The sequence below is a fragment of the Micromonospora sp. CNZ299 genome (assembly GCF_002754415.1).
The window spans coordinates 3,070,931-3,086,322 of record NZ_PEFG01000001.1; the positions used below are offsets into that span (position 1 = coordinate 3,070,931).

General features: G+C 70.9%; 13 protein-coding genes. 8 read left to right on the forward strand and 5 right to left on the reverse strand.

From position 1 onward, the window contains the following. The first annotated feature begins 101 nt into the window (after positions 1–101). Both CLT68_RS14540 and CLT68_RS14545 read left to right on the forward strand, forming a co-directional pair. On the forward strand, positions 102–314 hold the full coding sequence (locus CLT68_RS14540; RefSeq protein ID WP_099851492.1) for a hypothetical protein: 213 nt from the start codon (positions 102–104) through the stop codon (positions 312–314). A 92-nt stretch (positions 315–406) separates the two neighbouring features. Next, the gene (locus tag CLT68_RS14545; protein ID WP_099851494.1) at positions 407–829 is read left to right on the forward strand and encodes an SRPBCC family protein; all 423 of its coding nucleotides are present in this window, start codon (positions 407–409) and stop codon (positions 827–829) included. Here CLT68_RS14545 and CLT68_RS14550 read toward each other — a convergent pair. Beyond that, positions 804–1,298: a GNAT family N-acetyltransferase gene (locus tag CLT68_RS14550; RefSeq protein WP_099851496.1), complete on the reverse strand. Its 495-nt coding sequence runs from the start codon at positions 1,296–1,298 to the stop codon at positions 804–806. The genes CLT68_RS14545 and CLT68_RS14550 overlap by 26 nt on opposite strands. 97 nt (positions 1,299–1,395) lie before the next feature. Between CLT68_RS14550 and CLT68_RS14555 the strand changes: the two genes are divergently transcribed. Further along, positions 1,396–1,899 (forward strand): DUF1990 domain-containing protein, encoded by a 504-nt coding sequence (locus tag CLT68_RS14555; protein ID WP_210928291.1) that lies wholly within the window; start codon positions 1,396–1,398, stop codon positions 1,897–1,899. 28 nt (positions 1,900–1,927) lie between these two features. On the opposite strand, the gene CLT68_RS14560 is transcribed toward CLT68_RS14555, so the two are convergent. Then, entirely contained in the window at positions 1,928–2,848 is a 921-nt protein-coding gene (locus tag CLT68_RS14560; RefSeq protein ID WP_099857158.1) for a DNA-3-methyladenine glycosylase, read from the reverse strand. Between the two features lie 505 nt (positions 2,849–3,353). Here CLT68_RS14560 and CLT68_RS14565 point away from each other — a divergent pair. From CLT68_RS14565 to CLT68_RS14585, 5 genes are all read left to right on the forward strand, one after another. After that, positions 3,354–5,171: a stealth family protein gene (locus CLT68_RS14565; RefSeq protein ID WP_099851498.1), complete on the forward strand. Its 1,818-nt coding sequence runs from the start codon at positions 3,354–3,356 to the stop codon at positions 5,169–5,171. 43 nt (positions 5,172–5,214) lie between these two features. Further along, on the forward strand, positions 5,215–6,996 hold the full coding sequence (locus CLT68_RS14570; RefSeq protein ID WP_199177048.1) for a stealth family protein: 1,782 nt from the start codon (positions 5,215–5,217) through the stop codon (positions 6,994–6,996). A 72-nt stretch (positions 6,997–7,068) separates the two neighbouring features. Then, on the forward strand, positions 7,069–9,099 hold the full coding sequence (locus tag CLT68_RS14575) for a DUF8189 domain-containing protein (RefSeq protein WP_099851500.1): 2,031 nt from the start codon (positions 7,069–7,071) through the stop codon (positions 9,097–9,099). Then, positions 9,096–10,145, forward strand: coding sequence for a hypothetical protein (locus tag CLT68_RS14580; protein WP_143743184.1), 1,050 nt, complete (start codon positions 9,096–9,098; stop codon positions 10,143–10,145). Before CLT68_RS14575 ends, CLT68_RS14580 begins: the two co-directional genes overlap by 4 nt. Then, a complete protein-coding gene (locus tag CLT68_RS14585; protein ID WP_099851504.1) occupies positions 10,142–12,985 on the forward strand; it encodes a stealth conserved region 3 domain-containing protein in 2,844 nt (947 codons plus the stop codon). The genes CLT68_RS14580 and CLT68_RS14585 overlap by 4 nt, the downstream gene beginning before the upstream one ends. A gap of 88 nt (positions 12,986–13,073) precedes the next feature. Here the strand turns inward: CLT68_RS14585 and CLT68_RS14590 are convergent, their stop codons facing one another. From CLT68_RS14590 to CLT68_RS14600, 3 genes are all read right to left on the reverse strand, one after another. Further along, positions 13,074–13,721: a hypothetical protein gene (locus tag CLT68_RS14590; protein ID WP_099851506.1), complete on the reverse strand. Its 648-nt coding sequence runs from the start codon at positions 13,719–13,721 to the stop codon at positions 13,074–13,076. A 202-nt stretch (positions 13,722–13,923) separates the two neighbouring features. Next, positions 13,924–14,700, reverse strand: coding sequence for a zf-HC2 domain-containing protein (locus CLT68_RS14595; RefSeq protein WP_099851508.1), 777 nt, complete (start codon positions 14,698–14,700; stop codon positions 13,924–13,926). After that, on the reverse strand, positions 14,697–15,389 hold the full coding sequence (locus CLT68_RS14600; protein ID WP_088951545.1) for a sigma-70 family RNA polymerase sigma factor: 693 nt from the start codon (positions 15,387–15,389) through the stop codon (positions 14,697–14,699). Before CLT68_RS14600 ends, CLT68_RS14595 begins: the two co-directional genes overlap by 4 nt. Positions 15,390–15,392: the final 3 nt, after the last annotated feature.

Genomic DNA, 15,392 nt, shown 5'->3' on the forward strand with positions numbered 1-15,392 from the left:
GAGGCAGATCACCGTCGGTGCCGGGGCGGCGTGTCCGCCGCTGCGCTGCTCGTCCCGACCGACCGGATCGGATAACCGCAGGTCAGAGCTACTTTCGCGGGGTGTCCGAGTGGGTCTGTGACTGCTGCGGGCGGTGGCGGGTCAGCGTCGAGCTGATCCGGGGCCGCTACCGCTACCGGCTGACCCGGCGTTACCCGGAGCGGTTCGGCGGCGGTCGCAACGTGCTCGGCGAGGTCGGTTCGGTGCCGGAGCTGGAGGAGCTGTTGCGCCGACGTACCCCGCTGAGTCTGGCCGACCTGCGCGAAGCGGCCTGATCCCACCGAGCTTGCGCGCGGGTGTCACGATCCACCCGGAGGCCTCGTCTGCACCCCGGCGGTGCCGACCGGCGCCGCCGGGAGGAGACACGATGCGGTTCGAAGCGGATACGGAAATCGCCGCCGACGTCGAGCAGGTCTGGGCGGTGCTGGTCGACGTGCCGCGCTGGCCGGAGTGGACGGCCTCGGTGTCGCGGGCCGAGCGGGGAGAGCCGGGGCCGCTCGCCGTCGGCGCGACGGCCCGGTTGACCCAGCCGAAGCTGCGGCCGGCCGTGTGGCGGGTCACGGACCTGACCGAGGGCCGGGAGTTCACCTGGGCCTCCCAGACCCCCGGTGTACGCACCCGGGGCGAGCATCGTCTGCTGCCGCTGCCCGACGGGCGCACCCGGGTCGAGCTGGCCATCGCCCAGTCCGGGCCGCTGGCCGGCGTGATCGGCTGGCTCTACGGCGACCTGCTCCGGCGCTACCTGCGTCTGGAGGCCGACGGGCTCAAACGTCGGAGCGAGCGGGGCTGACCACCGGCTTCTCCAGCACGGCCAACCGGATGCCGTTCGGGTCCGGCCGGTGCGCCACGATCCGGTAGCCGTGCCGCTCGTACAGCCGCAGGTTGCGCGCGCTGTCCGCGCCGGTGAACAGGGTGAACAGGGCCACCCGGCCGGCGCAGGCCACCTCGATCGCGGTGAGCAGCCGCCCACCGACCCCCCGACCCTGCTGGTCCGGGGCCACCGAGAGTCGCCCGACGTGCGCGGTGCCCCCGGCCAGGTGGGCCCGCACCGAGCCGACCAGTCGGTGCCCCGACCGGGCCGCGAGGACGACGCCCGGGCCGGTCAACACCGCCCGGACCTCGTCCAGCGTCTCGGTCAACGGCGGCAGGAACGGGTCGCCGTAGTGCTGTGCCTCGGTCAGGTACGCGGCCCGTTGCACGGTGAGGATCTCGCCGGCGTCCGCGACACCGGCCGGGACGATGCTCGCCTCGACGCTCATCGGGGCAGCACACCACGACCGCCGATGTCCTCGGCGGGCGGCCCCGCCCGCGCCGGCCGTACGCTGGCCCGTGTCCAGCCGAGAACGAGGGGGAGCGGTGGCCGAGCTGACGTACCCGGAGGTGGGGCGGACCCGGCACGGGGCGCTGCCCGGCGGCTACCACCACCTGCGCCACCGGTATCCGTTGCCGGCGGGCAGCTTCGACACCGCGGCCGAGGCGGTGCTGAGCTGGCGGCTGCACCGCGCCGCCGGGGTCCGGATGCGGACCACCGCCGCACGCGCCACCGAGGGGGTGCTGGTCACCGCCGGCCTGGGCGTCGGCCCGGCCCGCATCTGGGGGCCGTGTCAGGTGATCTGGAGCGAGGAGTCGCCCACCCGCGCGGGCTTCGGCTACGGAAGCCTGACCGGGCATCCGGAGCGGGGCGAGGAGGCGTTCGTGGTCGGCCGCGAGGACGACGGCGCGGTCTGGTTCGAGGTACGCGCGTTCAGCCTCCCGGCCCGCTGGTTCACCCGTGCCGGCGGCCCGGCTGTCCGGGCGGTGCAGCACACGTACGCCTGGTGGCTCGGCCGTACCCTGCGGCGGCTCTGTGTGAGCCGCTGAGCGCCGGGCACGATCGCTCCGACGAGGCTCAGTAACCGGCGAACGAGCGGATCGGGGCGCGCGGGCCGTACTTCGGCGCGCGGATGCCGGCGGCCTCCAGGAGCAGGCAGACCCGGCCCCGGTGACCCCGGAACGGCTCCAGCAGGGCCAACATCCGGGCATCGTCGCCCCTCGGCTCGCCGGCGAGCGCCCAGGCGACAGTGTTCGGGATGTGGAAGTCGCCGACGCTGACCGCGTCCGGGTCCCCGTACGCGATCCGGACCACCTCGGCGGCCGTCCACGGCCCGATGCCGGGAATTGCGGTCAGCCGGCGGGTGGCGTCGGCGGCGTCGGTGCTGCGCTCCAGGCGGTCGGCGAGCGCCGCGGCGCGACGGAGCGTGTCGGCTCTGCGCTGTTCCACCCCGAACGGGTGGAACACCCAGTACGGGGCCGCGGCCACGGTGGCTGCCTCGGGCGGCAGGAGCAGCGGCTGCAACGGGCCGGGAGCCGGCTCCCGGAAGTGCCGCACCATCGCCGAGTACGCCCGGTAGGCCTCCTTGCCGGTGACCTTCTGCTCGAAGACCGCGCGCAGGAGTCGGGGGAAGACCTCCCCGGTGGCGGGCATCCGGAGGCCCCGGTGCTCCCGGGCCAGCCGGGCGACCAGCGGGTGCGCCGCTGCCAGTTCGGTGAAGCCGGTCAGGTCGTCGCGCAGCCCGGCGATCGCGTCGGCACGAGCCAGGACGTGCTCGGCGCCCGGCCCGTAGCCCTCCGCGAGCAACTCGCCGCTGGCGGCGCGCAGGGCCAGGGTGGCCGGGCCGTCCGGGGTGCGGGTGGCCCACCAGAAGGTGCCGGCAGCCACCCGGGCGCACGGATCGTACGGGCTGAAGGTGAGCGCACGGACCGAGGCGGTCAGCCGGTAGCCGACCGGTGGGTGCAGCACCCTGGTCGCGGCGGGTTCGGTCTCGGTCACCCCGTCACTCTGCCAGGTCGCAGTGAGGGCTGGCGACCGGCCGTACCGGTCCCGCCCGCGGTTGAGGAGCTTCGCGAGGATACGTTCGCCCGACCGTCCCGGTGTCATTGAACCACCCGAATGGCCAGGATTATCTTGGCGAACAGGCGCATACCGCCCTTATGCCCATCTTTGGTGGTGGGTCAGGTATCGATCATGTGGTTGTTTGATGGCCTGCAGGTAAACGCACTGCCCCGGGCCACCTGCGGCGGCCAGCAACTCCCACTCGCGGGAGAACCCGGTCCGGCCCGGAGACCGGTGTCCCGCCGACAGCCGCCACCAGGCTGCGCGCGGCCGACGTCGGATCGCCACGCAGTGTCAACGGGGGATCTGTGAAAGGGCATGCAGTGATGGCTGCGCGAGTCTGTGTCGAATCATCGCGAGTGGGATCTCACCCCGCTATCCGTCCGCAGGGCTGACAGGTGCCCGCTGACGAGTGGGCCGTCCCGGGCGGACGGCCCAGCGCATGATCGCCCTGAAGATCTATCGACTCCTCCCGTCGTCGGCACGGCGACGGGTGCTGGGTCTGCTGCCCGTACACCGGCGGATCGGCCTGGTGCAGACGCTCTCCCGACCGCGAGGCAGCGACACGGTGCATCACCTCGGCGCCCGGGTGGCCGTGACCGACGGTGGCGTTCGGACCCGGGCCGAGGTCGTCGCCACGGCGACCCCGTTGGAGCAGTGGCACCACAACCTCACCGCCGTCACCACCGCGTTGCACTCCGCCGGCATCGAATACCACTGCATTCGTAACGACGACCACCTACGCAGCACCGTCGCGGTCCTCGACGACCAACGGCCGGCGGTGCAACGCCTCGTCCGCTCCGCGCCGGCGCTGTCCGGCGCGGACGTCCGGGTGGTGCAGGTCCAGCCCCGTCGGGACCAACCGGACGGCGCCCCGACCGAGGTGATCCAGGTCTGCTTCCCAGTGACCGACGCCCGCGCCGGGGTGGTCCTCGGCGCCCAGTTCGCCTGCGAGATCGAGTTCTGGAGCCGGCGCGGGGACATGGTCCGTGCTCCCCGGCGCAACGGGGTCGTCGACGAGGCCCCCGCCAGGGCCCAGCCGGTCCGGGTGGCGGCGGCGCTGATGAGCCACTTCGTGCCCGAGGCCGACGACCACACCTACGGCACCCGCCGGGACCTGGCTGTCCGGGCGCCGGACCGGGTCGGCTTCCCGATCGACGCCGTCTACACCTGGGTGGACGGCTCCGACCCGCAGTGGCTGAAGCGGAAGTCGCTGGCGCTCGGCGCTCCGGACGGCCCGCTGCACGCTGTCGCCGCGAACTCGTCGCGCTACCACAACCGCGACGAGCTGCGGTATTCGTTGCGCTCGCTGCACAGCTTCGCGCCCTGGCTGCGGCGGATCTTCCTGATCACCGACAGCCAGCTGCCGAGTTGGCTCGACCCGAGCCATCCGATGATCACGGTCATTTCGCACGCCGAGCTTTTCGCCGACCTCGGCGGCCGGTCGTCGTACAACTCGCACGCCATCGAGTCCCGCCTGCACCGCATCGACGGCCTGGCCGAACACTTCCTCTACCTCAACGACGACGTGTTCCTCGGTCGTCCACTGTTACCGAACCACTTCTTCCACGCCAACGGGATCGCGAAGTTCTTCCCCTCGCCGGCCCAGTTCGGTCTGGGGGAGGCGAAGCCGGAGGACCCTCCGGTGAAGGCCGCCGGAAAGAACAACCGTCGGCACATCCAACGGCAGTTCGGTGTGACCATCACGCAGAAGATGAAGCACACCCCGTTCGCGCTGCGCCGCAGCATCATGCAGCAGATCGAGGGCATGTTGCCGGACGAGGTGGCGGCCACCGCGCGGCACCGGTTCCGACACCACGGCGACCTGTCCATCCCGTCGTCACTGCACCAGTACTGGGCGTTCCTGACCGCGCAGGCCGTCCCCGGTGACATCGAGTACGAGTACGCCGACCTGGGTCACCCCTCGACCCCCGCCCGGCTGGCCGAGCTGCTGAATCGCCGGCACCGCGACGTGTTCTGCATCAACGACACCGACTCCGACCCTCGGTCGTTCGCGGAGCAGGAGCGGATGCTGGCCGACTTCCTGCCGCGCTACCTGCCTTTCCCCGCCCCGTTCGAGCTGCCGGACGACGTGGTGGCGGAGCGGCGGAACGTGGGCGCGGGGGAGCTGTGGCGGCGCTCGTACCGCCCGGTGCCGGATGCCCGTCGAGGCACCCCGGTCGACGCGCCCACCATGCCCAACAACATGCTCAACACGGTCACCGACTTCAAGGCTGTCGTGACGAGGCCGAACGGCTGACCGACCGCGCCGCCCAGCCAGCGTTTTCCGTACACCGTCCCCAGTGGAGTCCAGCTTGGTACGCCCCGCACCCCAGCCGTCGTCCGAGCCGCCACGGGCGCTCGGTGAACCGTCGGGGCTCGTTGATGTCTACCGCCGGGTGTTGAGCGCGCAGACCCGCCGTGCCATCGCGACGAAGGTGAGTCCGCGAGCGCGCCACCAGCTGAAGCAGTGGGTCGCCCGGGCGTCCCGTGACGCCCAGGTGGCGGGACGCCGTGGCGAGCGGCTGGCCCGGCGGCAACCGGAACTGCTCGCGGGTGGTGATCGGGCGGTGGTGACGGCCGACCGCGGGTCGCGGATCGCCAAAGTCGACGCGGCTGTCACGCCGCTGGGTGCCAGGACGGCGAATCTGACGGCCGTAACGGCAGCGCTGGATGAGGCTGGCGTGGACTACTTTCGCGTCCGGGGGCGGTCACCGAGGGCGTCGGTGGTAGCCGTTGACGCCGGTGACCGCAGCCGGGTGTACGCCGCGCTCGCGGCGGCGTGCGCCCGAGTGCCCGGTTATGTCTCCGTACCCCGGGCCAGCGGCGAGCGGCCCCCGGCTCCGGGGTTCGAGCCGAAGACGTGGGAGCGGGTTGCGGGCGCCCCGGTTGTGCGGCTGACCTGGTACTGGACCGACCCCCGGCACCGGCTGGTGCTGGGGCTGGCGTACGGCTGCGACGTCGAGTTCTGGACCCGGCAGGGGGATACGCTCGTCGCCCCGCGTCGTAACCCGGTGGCGGAGCAGGCCCAGGTGTCGTCGCCTTCGGTCCTCGTACCCGAGTCGCTGTTCACCGGCCTGGTGCCGCCCACCGACAGCACGACCGTTCGAAGCCGGCCGGAGTTCGCCGGCCGGTCCCCGGAAGACGTGGCCTTCCCCATCGACGTCGTCTACACCTGGGTGGACGGCACAGATCCGGACTGGCTGCGTCGACGCGCCGCCGTGACCGGAATTCCCTACCACGCCGAGGCGGCGAGTCCGGCTCGGTTCCTCAGCCGCGACGAGCTGCGCTACTCGCTGCGGTCAGTGCATCTGTTCGCGCCGTGGGTGCGGCACATCTACCTGGTGACCGACGACCAGGTGCCGAGTTGGTTGGACCCGTCGGTGCCGGGGATCCGCGTGGTCAGCCACCGGGAGGTCTTCACCGACCCATCGGTGTTGCCCACCTACAACTCGCACGCGATCGAGAGCCAGCTGCATCACATCGACGGGCTCTCCGAGCACTTCCTGTACTTCAACGACGACGTCTTCCTCGGCACCGAGGTGCTGCCCCAGGACTTCTTCCTGGCCAACGGCATTTCCCGTTTCTTCCCGTCGCCCGCGCTCGTGCCGCCGGGAGCGCCGAGCGCTGAGGACATTCCGTCGTCAGCCGCTGGGAAGAACAATCGGGCACTGCTCGCCGAGCGCTTCGGCACAGTGCTCAACAAGAAGATGAAGCACATGCCGCACGCGCTGCGGCGCAGCGTCCTGTACGAGATCGAGCAAGAGTTCTCGGCACCGCACCGTGGGACCGCCGCGAGCCGGTTCCGCGGCATGACCGACATCTCGGTAGCCTCGTCGCTGCACCACTACTACGCGTTCCACACCGGTCGGGCCACGCCGGGCGAGCTGGAATACACCATCGCCGAGTTGTCCCACCCCGACACTCCCGCGCGACTCGCGCACCTGCTGGCCCGGCGGGACCGGCACGTCTTCTGTCTGAACGACGCCTTCTCCTCCGAGGAGGACCTGGCCGCTCAGCTCGCGGTCCTCACACCCTTTTTGGACACCTACTTTCCGGTGCCCAGCCCATGGGAGAAGGCCTGACATGGTTGTCGTCCCCGATCCACGCCGTCTCGCGGCGACCGTCGTCGCTCCCCCGGGGCAGGTAGTGACGCCATGTTCTGGTTGAGACACGGTGTCGGCAGGGCCAATCCCACGTCGACGCGTCACCTCGCGGCTTATCTCCAGGTCGTCGCGCACCCCGACGACGACCTCTTCTTCCTCAACCCCGCCGTGCAGCATGCGATCGACAGCGGTTCCCCGGTCACCGCGGTCTATCTCGCCGCTAGTGAGTCGGACGGCCGCAACGCTCCCCAGAACCACCCCGATCGCCGTGCCGTTCCGGTTGATTTCGCCGGTTACGCCGCAGCTCGCCAGAACGGCATCCGGGCGGCGTACGCACAGATGGCTCTCGGCGACCGGAGGGCCGCCTGGTCGCGGGTCGCTCAGGTGCTGGCGGGCGGCGTGCCGGTGGAGATCGCCACCCTGGTCGGCGCGCCCGCAGTGCGCCTGGTCTTCTTCAATCTGAGGACGCAGGACGCCGTCGCGGACGAGCCGCCCCGGTGGCTCAGCGCGTTGTGGGAGGGGAGCCTGCCAGCCCTGCCGGCCCTGCGGCCGACGGGCAGCCCGTTGGGGGCTGTCGGCGAGTACGACCGCGAGCAACTGCTCACCGCGCTGACAGCGCTGCTGCGGGAGGTCGAGCCGACCGTCGTGCGGTTGCTCGACCCCGATCCGGACCACAAGACCTACGACGCCGCGAGCGGGGCGATCGCCTACTCCGACCACCTCACGCACACGGCCAGCGCGTACTTTGCCCTTGAGGCGGTACGACGCTACGAGCAGGCCGGCGGGCGGCCGGTCCTACGCGAGAGCTACCGGGGCTACTACAACCGGCACTGGCCGCGGAACCTTGGGCAGGAGGCGTTCGCCGCTAAGAAGGCGCTGCTGGACATCTACGGAGGCGTCTCCCGGGACTGCGGGGACCCGGTGGGTTGCGGCGACTACCAGGTCGGCGATCAGGGCCACGTGCCCGGTTACGGGCAGAGCACCCATCCCCGCTATCCCGGGAGCGGCTCCTGGCTGCTCCGACAGGCCGACGGGCGGCTCGCCGCGTTCGGGGTTCTCGGGGACCGGGCATCGGTGTGGCGGGAGACCCGACCCGGCAGCGGGAAATGGCGTGGGCCCGATCTGGTCGACGGGGCAGGGCTGGTGCCGCACCTGTACGCGCTTGTGGGTGCCGACGCTCGGATCCACCTCTTCGGTGTCCGGCAGGTGCTGGACCTGGCGCGGGAGGGGCACCGACGCGTCCTGGTGACCACTGTGGAATCGGAACCGGGCGGACCGTTCGGGCCCTGGGTGGACCTGGGCAACCCGGCGGACGGCGCGGTCGACGCGGAGGTTCGGCGACTGGAGATGGGCATGCCGGTTGCCGCTGTCGGCGCCGACGGTCGAGTGCAGGTGTTCGTCCGAAACTTCGGGCGCGGCGTGAGCAGCCGCGTGCAGACCGGCCCGGACACCTGGGGCCCCTGGGGTGACCTCGGCGGCAGTGTCGTGCAGGAAGGGCTCGCGGTTACGAGCGCGGCTGACGGTCGCATCGAGCTGTTCGCGGGGACCCACAAAGCGGTGCTGCACTGGCGCCAGGCCACTGTCGACGGGCCGTTCGAACGGCCATCGATGCTGTCCGTTCCGGCCCCGGCGGGTCCGCTGACAGCGGTGAAGGAGCCCGGCGGCCGGCTGCTGCTGGTGTTCCGCGAGGCGGAGAGCGGCCGGGTGCTGGCCCTGCGGCAGCGGGTCGGCGGTGGCTGGCCGGTCAACCCGGCGAGCCTCGACGGCCGCGGCGGCTTCGGGCCGGTAGCCGCGGCGGCGGTGCCACGAGATCCGGGCGGGACGGTCCTGGTGAAACGCGATGACACCGGTACGACCAGCCTGTCCTGGCAGCCGGCGGGGCGGGGGGTGTCCACAGCGTGGTCCACCTCCGGTGTCCTCTTCGTCGGCTCCCCGGCGGTGGCGGTGGACGCCGGCGGACGAGTTGTGGCTGGTGCCGTCGGGGTGGATGGACGGCTCTGGACGGCCAGGCAGCGGCGGGCGGGCAGTGGCGAACAGTTCGGTGATTGGACGGCCATAGAGAACGGGCGGAGACGGGCATGAGCGGGACAGGCATGAACGGGGCGCACCTACGCGATCTGGCGTCCGACGCGCTGCGGCGCTGGCCCCGGCTGCGGGTCGCCCTGCGCCGGGCCGACCGGCAACTGGGCCGGCAGGTGGCGCAGCTGAAGGGCACGATGCGGGCACCGGCCCCCCGGCGGCTCTTTCGGGCCGCGCTGCCGGCCGGATCGTCGATCCAGGCCCGCTTCGTGGGTGTGCTCGACGGGCACACCCTCAACCTGGACCTCGAGGTGCCGCCCGCGCTCGCCGCCGACGTCGTCGGTGCCGAGCTGCACCTCGTTTGTGGGAGTACACGGCTCACCGTGCCCGCTGAGCTGCGTCACGCCGGTGACGGTCTGGCCGTGTCCGCCGCCGTCCTGCTCTGCGCTCGGCCGGGCGGCCTGGACCTACCTTCGGGTGGCTCGTGGCGGGTGGAGTGCCGCCTGGTCAGCGAGACGGGTGGGGGAGACCCCGTCCGGGTGGTCGGAGGCGCGACCGAACGAGCTGCCGGCCCCACCGTGTCTGCCCCACCCTGTCCCGACTCGGGATACCGGTACCGGCCGGTGACCGACCAAGCTGGCCGACTCGCGCTCGCCGTCACGGCGCCCGGGGCGTTGGCCGAACTCACCGACGTCCGACTGGACTGGACCGGGGCGAGCCTCCAGGTGCGGACGTTCGGTTGGCGGGCCGACGGGCCGGTGGAGGTGGGACTGGAGCCGCGCGGTGGCGGCGAGTCTCTCCGGGTCCAGGGTGAACTGGTCGGCCCCGACCTGCTGCGGTTCAGCCTGCCGCTGTCGGCGATGACGGAGGCCGGGCACGTTCGAGAGCGGATCTTCGACGTCCGGCTGCACGCCGAATCCCGCCGGCTGCGTGTCGGCACGGTGCTGCACGACCTCACCAACCCGAAGCGGTCGCTACGGCCGCCGGCGGCGATCGTCTGGGCCGCGCCCGGCCGGTCGGTCCGCGTACGCCCCTACTTCACCCCGGCAGGCAGCCTCGCCCTGGCCTGCCTGCCCATCCAATCCCGCTCGACGGACGGCAACTCATGAAGATCACCTATCTGCTCACCTGGGCCGATGCCATTGGTGGCACGGAACGCACCGTCCTGCGGCAGGCGAACTGGCTGGCTCGTCGGCACGAGGTGGAGATCGTCGGAGTCCTCCGCACCCGCGACGAGATGCCCTTCGAGGTGGATCCCGCGGTTCGGCTGGTGCACCTTCTCGACACCCGTGACGGTGTGGTCCGGCCAGTGCGGGGCGGGATGCCCGACGCCGTCGCCGAGACGCTCGCCGCCGAGCCCAGCACGTTGGTGCAGCGACACTGGGAGGGCGCGTTCTCCGCGCTGTCCGACCTCGAACTCGAACGCGTACTCGGCGAGAACGACGCCGACGTGGTGGTCACCACCACTCCCGCGTTGCTCGCCGTCGCCACGAAGCTACTGCCCCGACGCGTGGTGATCGTCGCGCAGGAGCACCGTGTCGCCGAGCTGCGGGGTTCCTCCGGTGAGCCTTTCGGGCTCTTCGCAGCCCGGGCCGACGCGATCGCGCTGCTCTCCCAACCCACCCGGGACTGGTTCGCCGACCTTCTGGGAGACGCTGCTCCCCGGCTGGTCGTGCTGCCCAACCCGATCGAGGAGGGCTACCGGCCGCGGTCGACCCGGGAGACCCGCAGCGTGGTCATGGCGGGTCGGTTGAGCCCTGAGAAGCAGTTCGAGCACGCGATCACCGCCTTCGCTCAGATCGCCCCGGACCACCTCGACTGGCGGCTGCGCATCTTCGGGGGCGGTTCACGGGCGCGGCTGGAGGAGCGGATCGCCGGCCTCAAACTCGGCAATCAGGTCCAACTGCTCGGCCCCACGGAAAGCATCGAGGACGAGTGGGCCAAGGCGTCGGTGGCGATGGTGACGTCCCGCGTCGAGTCCTTCGGTCTCACCCTGATCGAGGCGATGAGCGCTGCGGTGCCGGTGGTGGCATACGACTGCCCCAACGGGCCCCGCGAGGTCATCGAGGACGGTAAGACCGGCTTCCTGGTCGCCCCGGACAACATCGACGAACTCGCCGCCGCACTGCGCAAGCTCATCGAGGACGATGGGCTGCGGCACACGATGGGGCACGCCGCCTTGCGCGATGTGGAGCGCTTCTCGGTCGACCGGGTGATGCCGCAGTGGGAACAGCTCTTCACCGACCTGCTCGCCGACCGTGACGGTCCTGGATGGACGGAACGGCGCTTTGCCGCGGTTGCGGCCAACCAGGCCCGCAGGGCGGCACCCAACGTGGTGCCGAGCAAAGCCGCCGCCCGCAGCGTGGGCACTGTCGATGTCGAGGCATGGGCTGCTGGAGTCGAGGCCGGACGCGAGGACCTGATCTGGACTCGGGGGCAGTTGACGCGCCTGCGGGAGTCCACGCCGTACGAGGTGGCGCGGGACAACCTCGACCTGACGGTGGAGAGTCTCGACACCGCGGGCATCGACTACTTCCTCGTCCGACAGATGTCGCCGACCTTCCGGGTGGCCGTTCGCGAGGAGGCCCGACAGTCCGTCGTGGCCGCCCTCGCCCGCCGATACGCCGATCGCCCGGTCTACGTGGAGGCCTTTGACCAGCGGAACCGCACGATGGGGGTCTGGCCGGCCGCAGCCACACCAGGGGTCACCGCGATGGCCACAGCCTCGTGGCTGCGAGTCTTCGAACCCGCGATGACCCTGTCGCAGACGCTGCGGATGGGCACCATCTACGGGTGTGCCGTGGAGTTCTGGCACACCGCCGAGGAGGGAACGGACCTCTGCGGCCCATCCCGGACCCTGGTGGGGGACCGGTTGACAGCCGAATCCCTCACCCCCGCCGTGGTGACCGTGGGCGGGAAGAGTTACCGATCCGTCGATCCGTTCACGCGACGGCTCGCTGACGAGATCACCTTCCCCATCGATCTCGTCTACACCTGGGTGGACGGAGCGGACCCGGCTTGGTCGCGCCGTCGGGCGCAGGCTCTGGGGATCGGGTACGCCGAGCATGAATCGCTGCAGGGCGCCGCACGTTTCCGCAGCCGGGACGAGCTGCGGTATTCGCTGAGGTCGGTCGACCTCTTCGCACCGTGGGCGAACCGGATCTGGATCGTCACCGACGACCAGGTGCCGGAGTGGCTCGACACCACGCATCCTAAGGTCCGGATCGTCGACCACCGGGAGATCTTCACCGACCCGGGGGTGCTGCCGACGTACAACTCCCACGCCATCGAAACTCAGCTGCACCACATCGAGGGGTTGTCCGAGCACTTCGTCTACCTCAACGACGACGTCTTCTTTGGTCGCCTGTTCGGCCCCGACATGTTCTTCAACCCGGGTGGGCTCCCCAAGTCGTTCCGTAGCCCCACACAGATCCCGCTCACGTCCCCCAATCTCGATGACGAGGCGTTCGCGGTGGCCGGCAAGAACAATCGCCGGCTGCTGGAGGAGGCCTTCGGCAAGACGCTGATCCACGCGTTCCTGCACGCGCCGCACGCACATCGGCGCAGCACCCTCTACGAGGTCGAGGCGGCATTCCCGGAGGCGGTCCGACAGACGGCGGCCAACCGGCTCCGGTCGACCGACGACGTGTCCATGCTCTCGTCCCTCGCGCACCACTTCGGGCTGATGAGCGGACGGACGACGGCGGGGTCGGTCCGTTGCACCTTTGCCAACGTCGGCCTGGCCGCTCACCTGCCGCGGCTGGACAGCCTGCTGGCCAGCCGGGCGTTCGACGTGTTCTGCCTGAACGACTACCACGACGGCGACGTGCCGGCGGAGGATCAGGCAAGGATCCTCGAGGCGTTCCTCGGTGCCTACTTCCCCATCGCCAGCCAGTTCGAACGGGGGAGTGAGCGCAACCTCCGGCTGTCCACCGCCGCGTGGCGGTGACGGTGCCGCTGAACCTCCGGACACGACGGTGGCCGGCCGCGCCCTCCCCGGCGACGACCGACCACCGCGTCCTGATGGTGTGCCTGGCTCAGTACGAGTAACCCGAGCCTCCGGCGTCGTTCGAGCCGCTGTCCGCCGGCGGTGCGACCGCCTTCGGCGTGGAGGTGGGCAGGCAGCTGAGGTTCTTCTTGCCGTCCGGCTGGACCACGAACCAGGTGCCACCAACGGCCTGGCCCTTCCACTGGCCGGGCTTCTTGTCGCCGATGTAGCGGTACACGGGCCAGCCGCCGACGGTGAGCTGACGGGTGCCGTCCTGGCGGGTCACGCTGCTGACCTTGTCGTCGGAGACGCCGGTGAGCTGCGGGTTGCCGTCGGTCAGCGCCGGGGGCCACACCTCGGCGCACTTGTCGACGCAGTTCGACGACGGCGGGTCGGCGGTGTCCTTGTCGAAGCGGTACAGGATCCAACCGTCCTGGTCGGTGACCACCTTGCCCATCCGGGCGACGCTCTTGCCGACCAGCTTCTCGGTCAGGTCCACGTTCGCGGGCGGCGTGTCGGCGGCGGGCGCCTCCGCGGACGCCGACGCCTCGGGTACAACCGACGCGGTGGGCTCGGCCGCGGCGACGGCGACCGGCTCGGCCGCGCTCGAGTTCGCCCCGTCGTAACCTGCGGGAGCGCAGGCCGTTAGTGCGACCATCGCGCTCGCGACGATGACGGTCCGCTTCATCTGTGCCACGTGCCCTCCTCATTCTTGGCAGTTCACCCATAGGTACGGGAAGTGGGCTGTCAAGGTTGAAGTAGTAACAGTGGTCAATTTCACGTTCTTTGATTGAACCGATCGGGGCAGCGATACGTACGCCCCCGCAAGGGAAACTCCCCACAACGACAGATCGGCGCCGGCCATTGTGACAATGGCCGGCGCCGAAGCGTACGCACGACTACAGGGGGACCGTCACCAGCGGACTCGCCACACCATTGGCGTCGATCGACTGTACCTGGAGCTGTTTGATGTCACTCACCAGCGCAGACGTCGAGGCACTCAACTCAAGACCCTGCGGGCGGGTGCTGGTGCCGTAACCACCCTCCGGCACCGACCAGGTCGAAATCACCTCGGGGTCGGCGTCCTTGCGCACCACCACCAGCCGGCAGACGCGCGGGCCGGGCAGCTTCCGCAGGCTGAAATTGATCCGGGTGCCGTACTCCCGCTTGACCAGGAACACTGTCGTCTGCACGCCCGTGGTCGGGTCGGTCGCGTCGACCTGGTCGCCCTCCTCCTCCGTGCCGCCCACACCAGGGCCGCTCGGCGGAGCAGTCGGCCCGCTGGTCTGCGGGTCGATCGGTGCGTTCGACGTCGGACCGGCCACCGGAGTCGAGCCGCTGTCGGTCACGCTGACGAACCCGTACCCGCTCAACCCGCCGAAGACCACCACCGCGGCGGCCGTCGCCAACATCTGCCGGAACCGGGTACGCCGACGATCGGCCCGAACCGCGCCCAGCGTCCGGTTCAGCAACGCCGGATCGGTCGCCGTCTGCTCCAGCGCCATCATCGTCTCGCCGTCGATGTCGGAGAGCAGCCCGACCACCGGCACCATCGTCTCCAACTCCGCCGCACACGCCCAGCAGGTCGCGAGATGCTCCTCGAACCGCTCGGTATCCTGCTCGTCGAGCACACCGAGCGCGTACGCCGCGACGTCCATGTGGTCCGGCCGGCTCATTCTGTCACCCCCCGCTCCTGCAGAGCCGTGCGCAGCGCGCGCAGCGCGTAGTAGACCCTCGACTTGGCGGTGCCGAGCGGCAGCCCCAACTCCTCGGCGGCCTCCGGCACCGTCCGCCCTCGGAAGTACGTCGAGATCAGAATTTCCCGGTGCGACTGACTGAGCGTACGCAGCGCGTCCGCCACCGTCATCGTGCGCAACACCCGGTCGGTGCTGTCCGCCTCGGCGAACGCGGTGAGGTCCCGGTCGTACGTCTCAGGTGGCCGGGCCTCCTGGCTGCGGTGCTCGTCGATGGCGATCCGACGGGCCACCGTGACGAGCCACGGCCGCAGCGAGCCCTGCCCCTGCGTGCCGAGGCGGTGCGCGTTGCGCCAGGCCCGCAGCAGCGTCTCCTGGACGATGTCCTCCGCACGCTGCCGATCCCCCCCGGTGAGACGCATCACGAACATCAGCAGCGGACCGGCGTGCTCGGCGTAGAGCTGACGGATCAACTGGTCGGAATGGCTGGCCTCGGTTGTCGTCGCCTGATGGCGCCCGGGCGCCGGTCGCGGCGTCACCGGACCATTCTGGCGAGACGTCGCGTGCGCGTCGACCCCACGAGCAGGGGGCGTCGGCCGCGACGAGGACCGCGCCGACAACCAGTCCGCGCGTACCGCGTCACCATGCCAACCGGCCGCCACCGCATGCATGCA

Bases quoted from the DNA above. Each gene is read 5' to 3' on its own strand.
- CLT68_RS14545 (WP_099851494.1), top strand. From the start codon at position 407: ATGCGGTTCGAAGCGGATACGGAAATCGCCGCCGACGTCGAGCAGGTC.
- CLT68_RS14550 (WP_099851496.1), bottom strand. From the start codon at position 1,298: ATGAGCGTCGAGGCGAGCATCGTCCCGGCCGGTGTCGCGGACGCCGGC.
- CLT68_RS14565 (WP_099851498.1), top strand. From the start codon at position 3,354: ATGATCGCCCTGAAGATCTATCGACTCCTCCCGTCGTCGGCACGGCGA.
- CLT68_RS14575 (WP_099851500.1), top strand. From the start codon at position 7,069: ATGTTCTGGTTGAGACACGGTGTCGGCAGGGCCAATCCCACGTCGACG.
- CLT68_RS14580 (WP_143743184.1), top strand. From the start codon at position 9,096: ATGAGCGGGACAGGCATGAACGGGGCGCACCTACGCGATCTGGCGTCC.
- CLT68_RS14585 (WP_099851504.1), top strand. From the start codon at position 10,142: ATGAAGATCACCTATCTGCTCACCTGGGCCGATGCCATTGGTGGCACG.
- CLT68_RS14595 (WP_099851508.1), bottom strand. From the start codon at position 14,700: ATGAGCCGGCCGGACCACATGGACGTCGCGGCGTACGCGCTCGGTGTG.
- CLT68_RS14600 (WP_088951545.1), bottom strand. From the start codon at position 15,389: ATGCATGCGGTGGCGGCCGGTTGGCATGGTGACGCGGTACGCGCGGAC.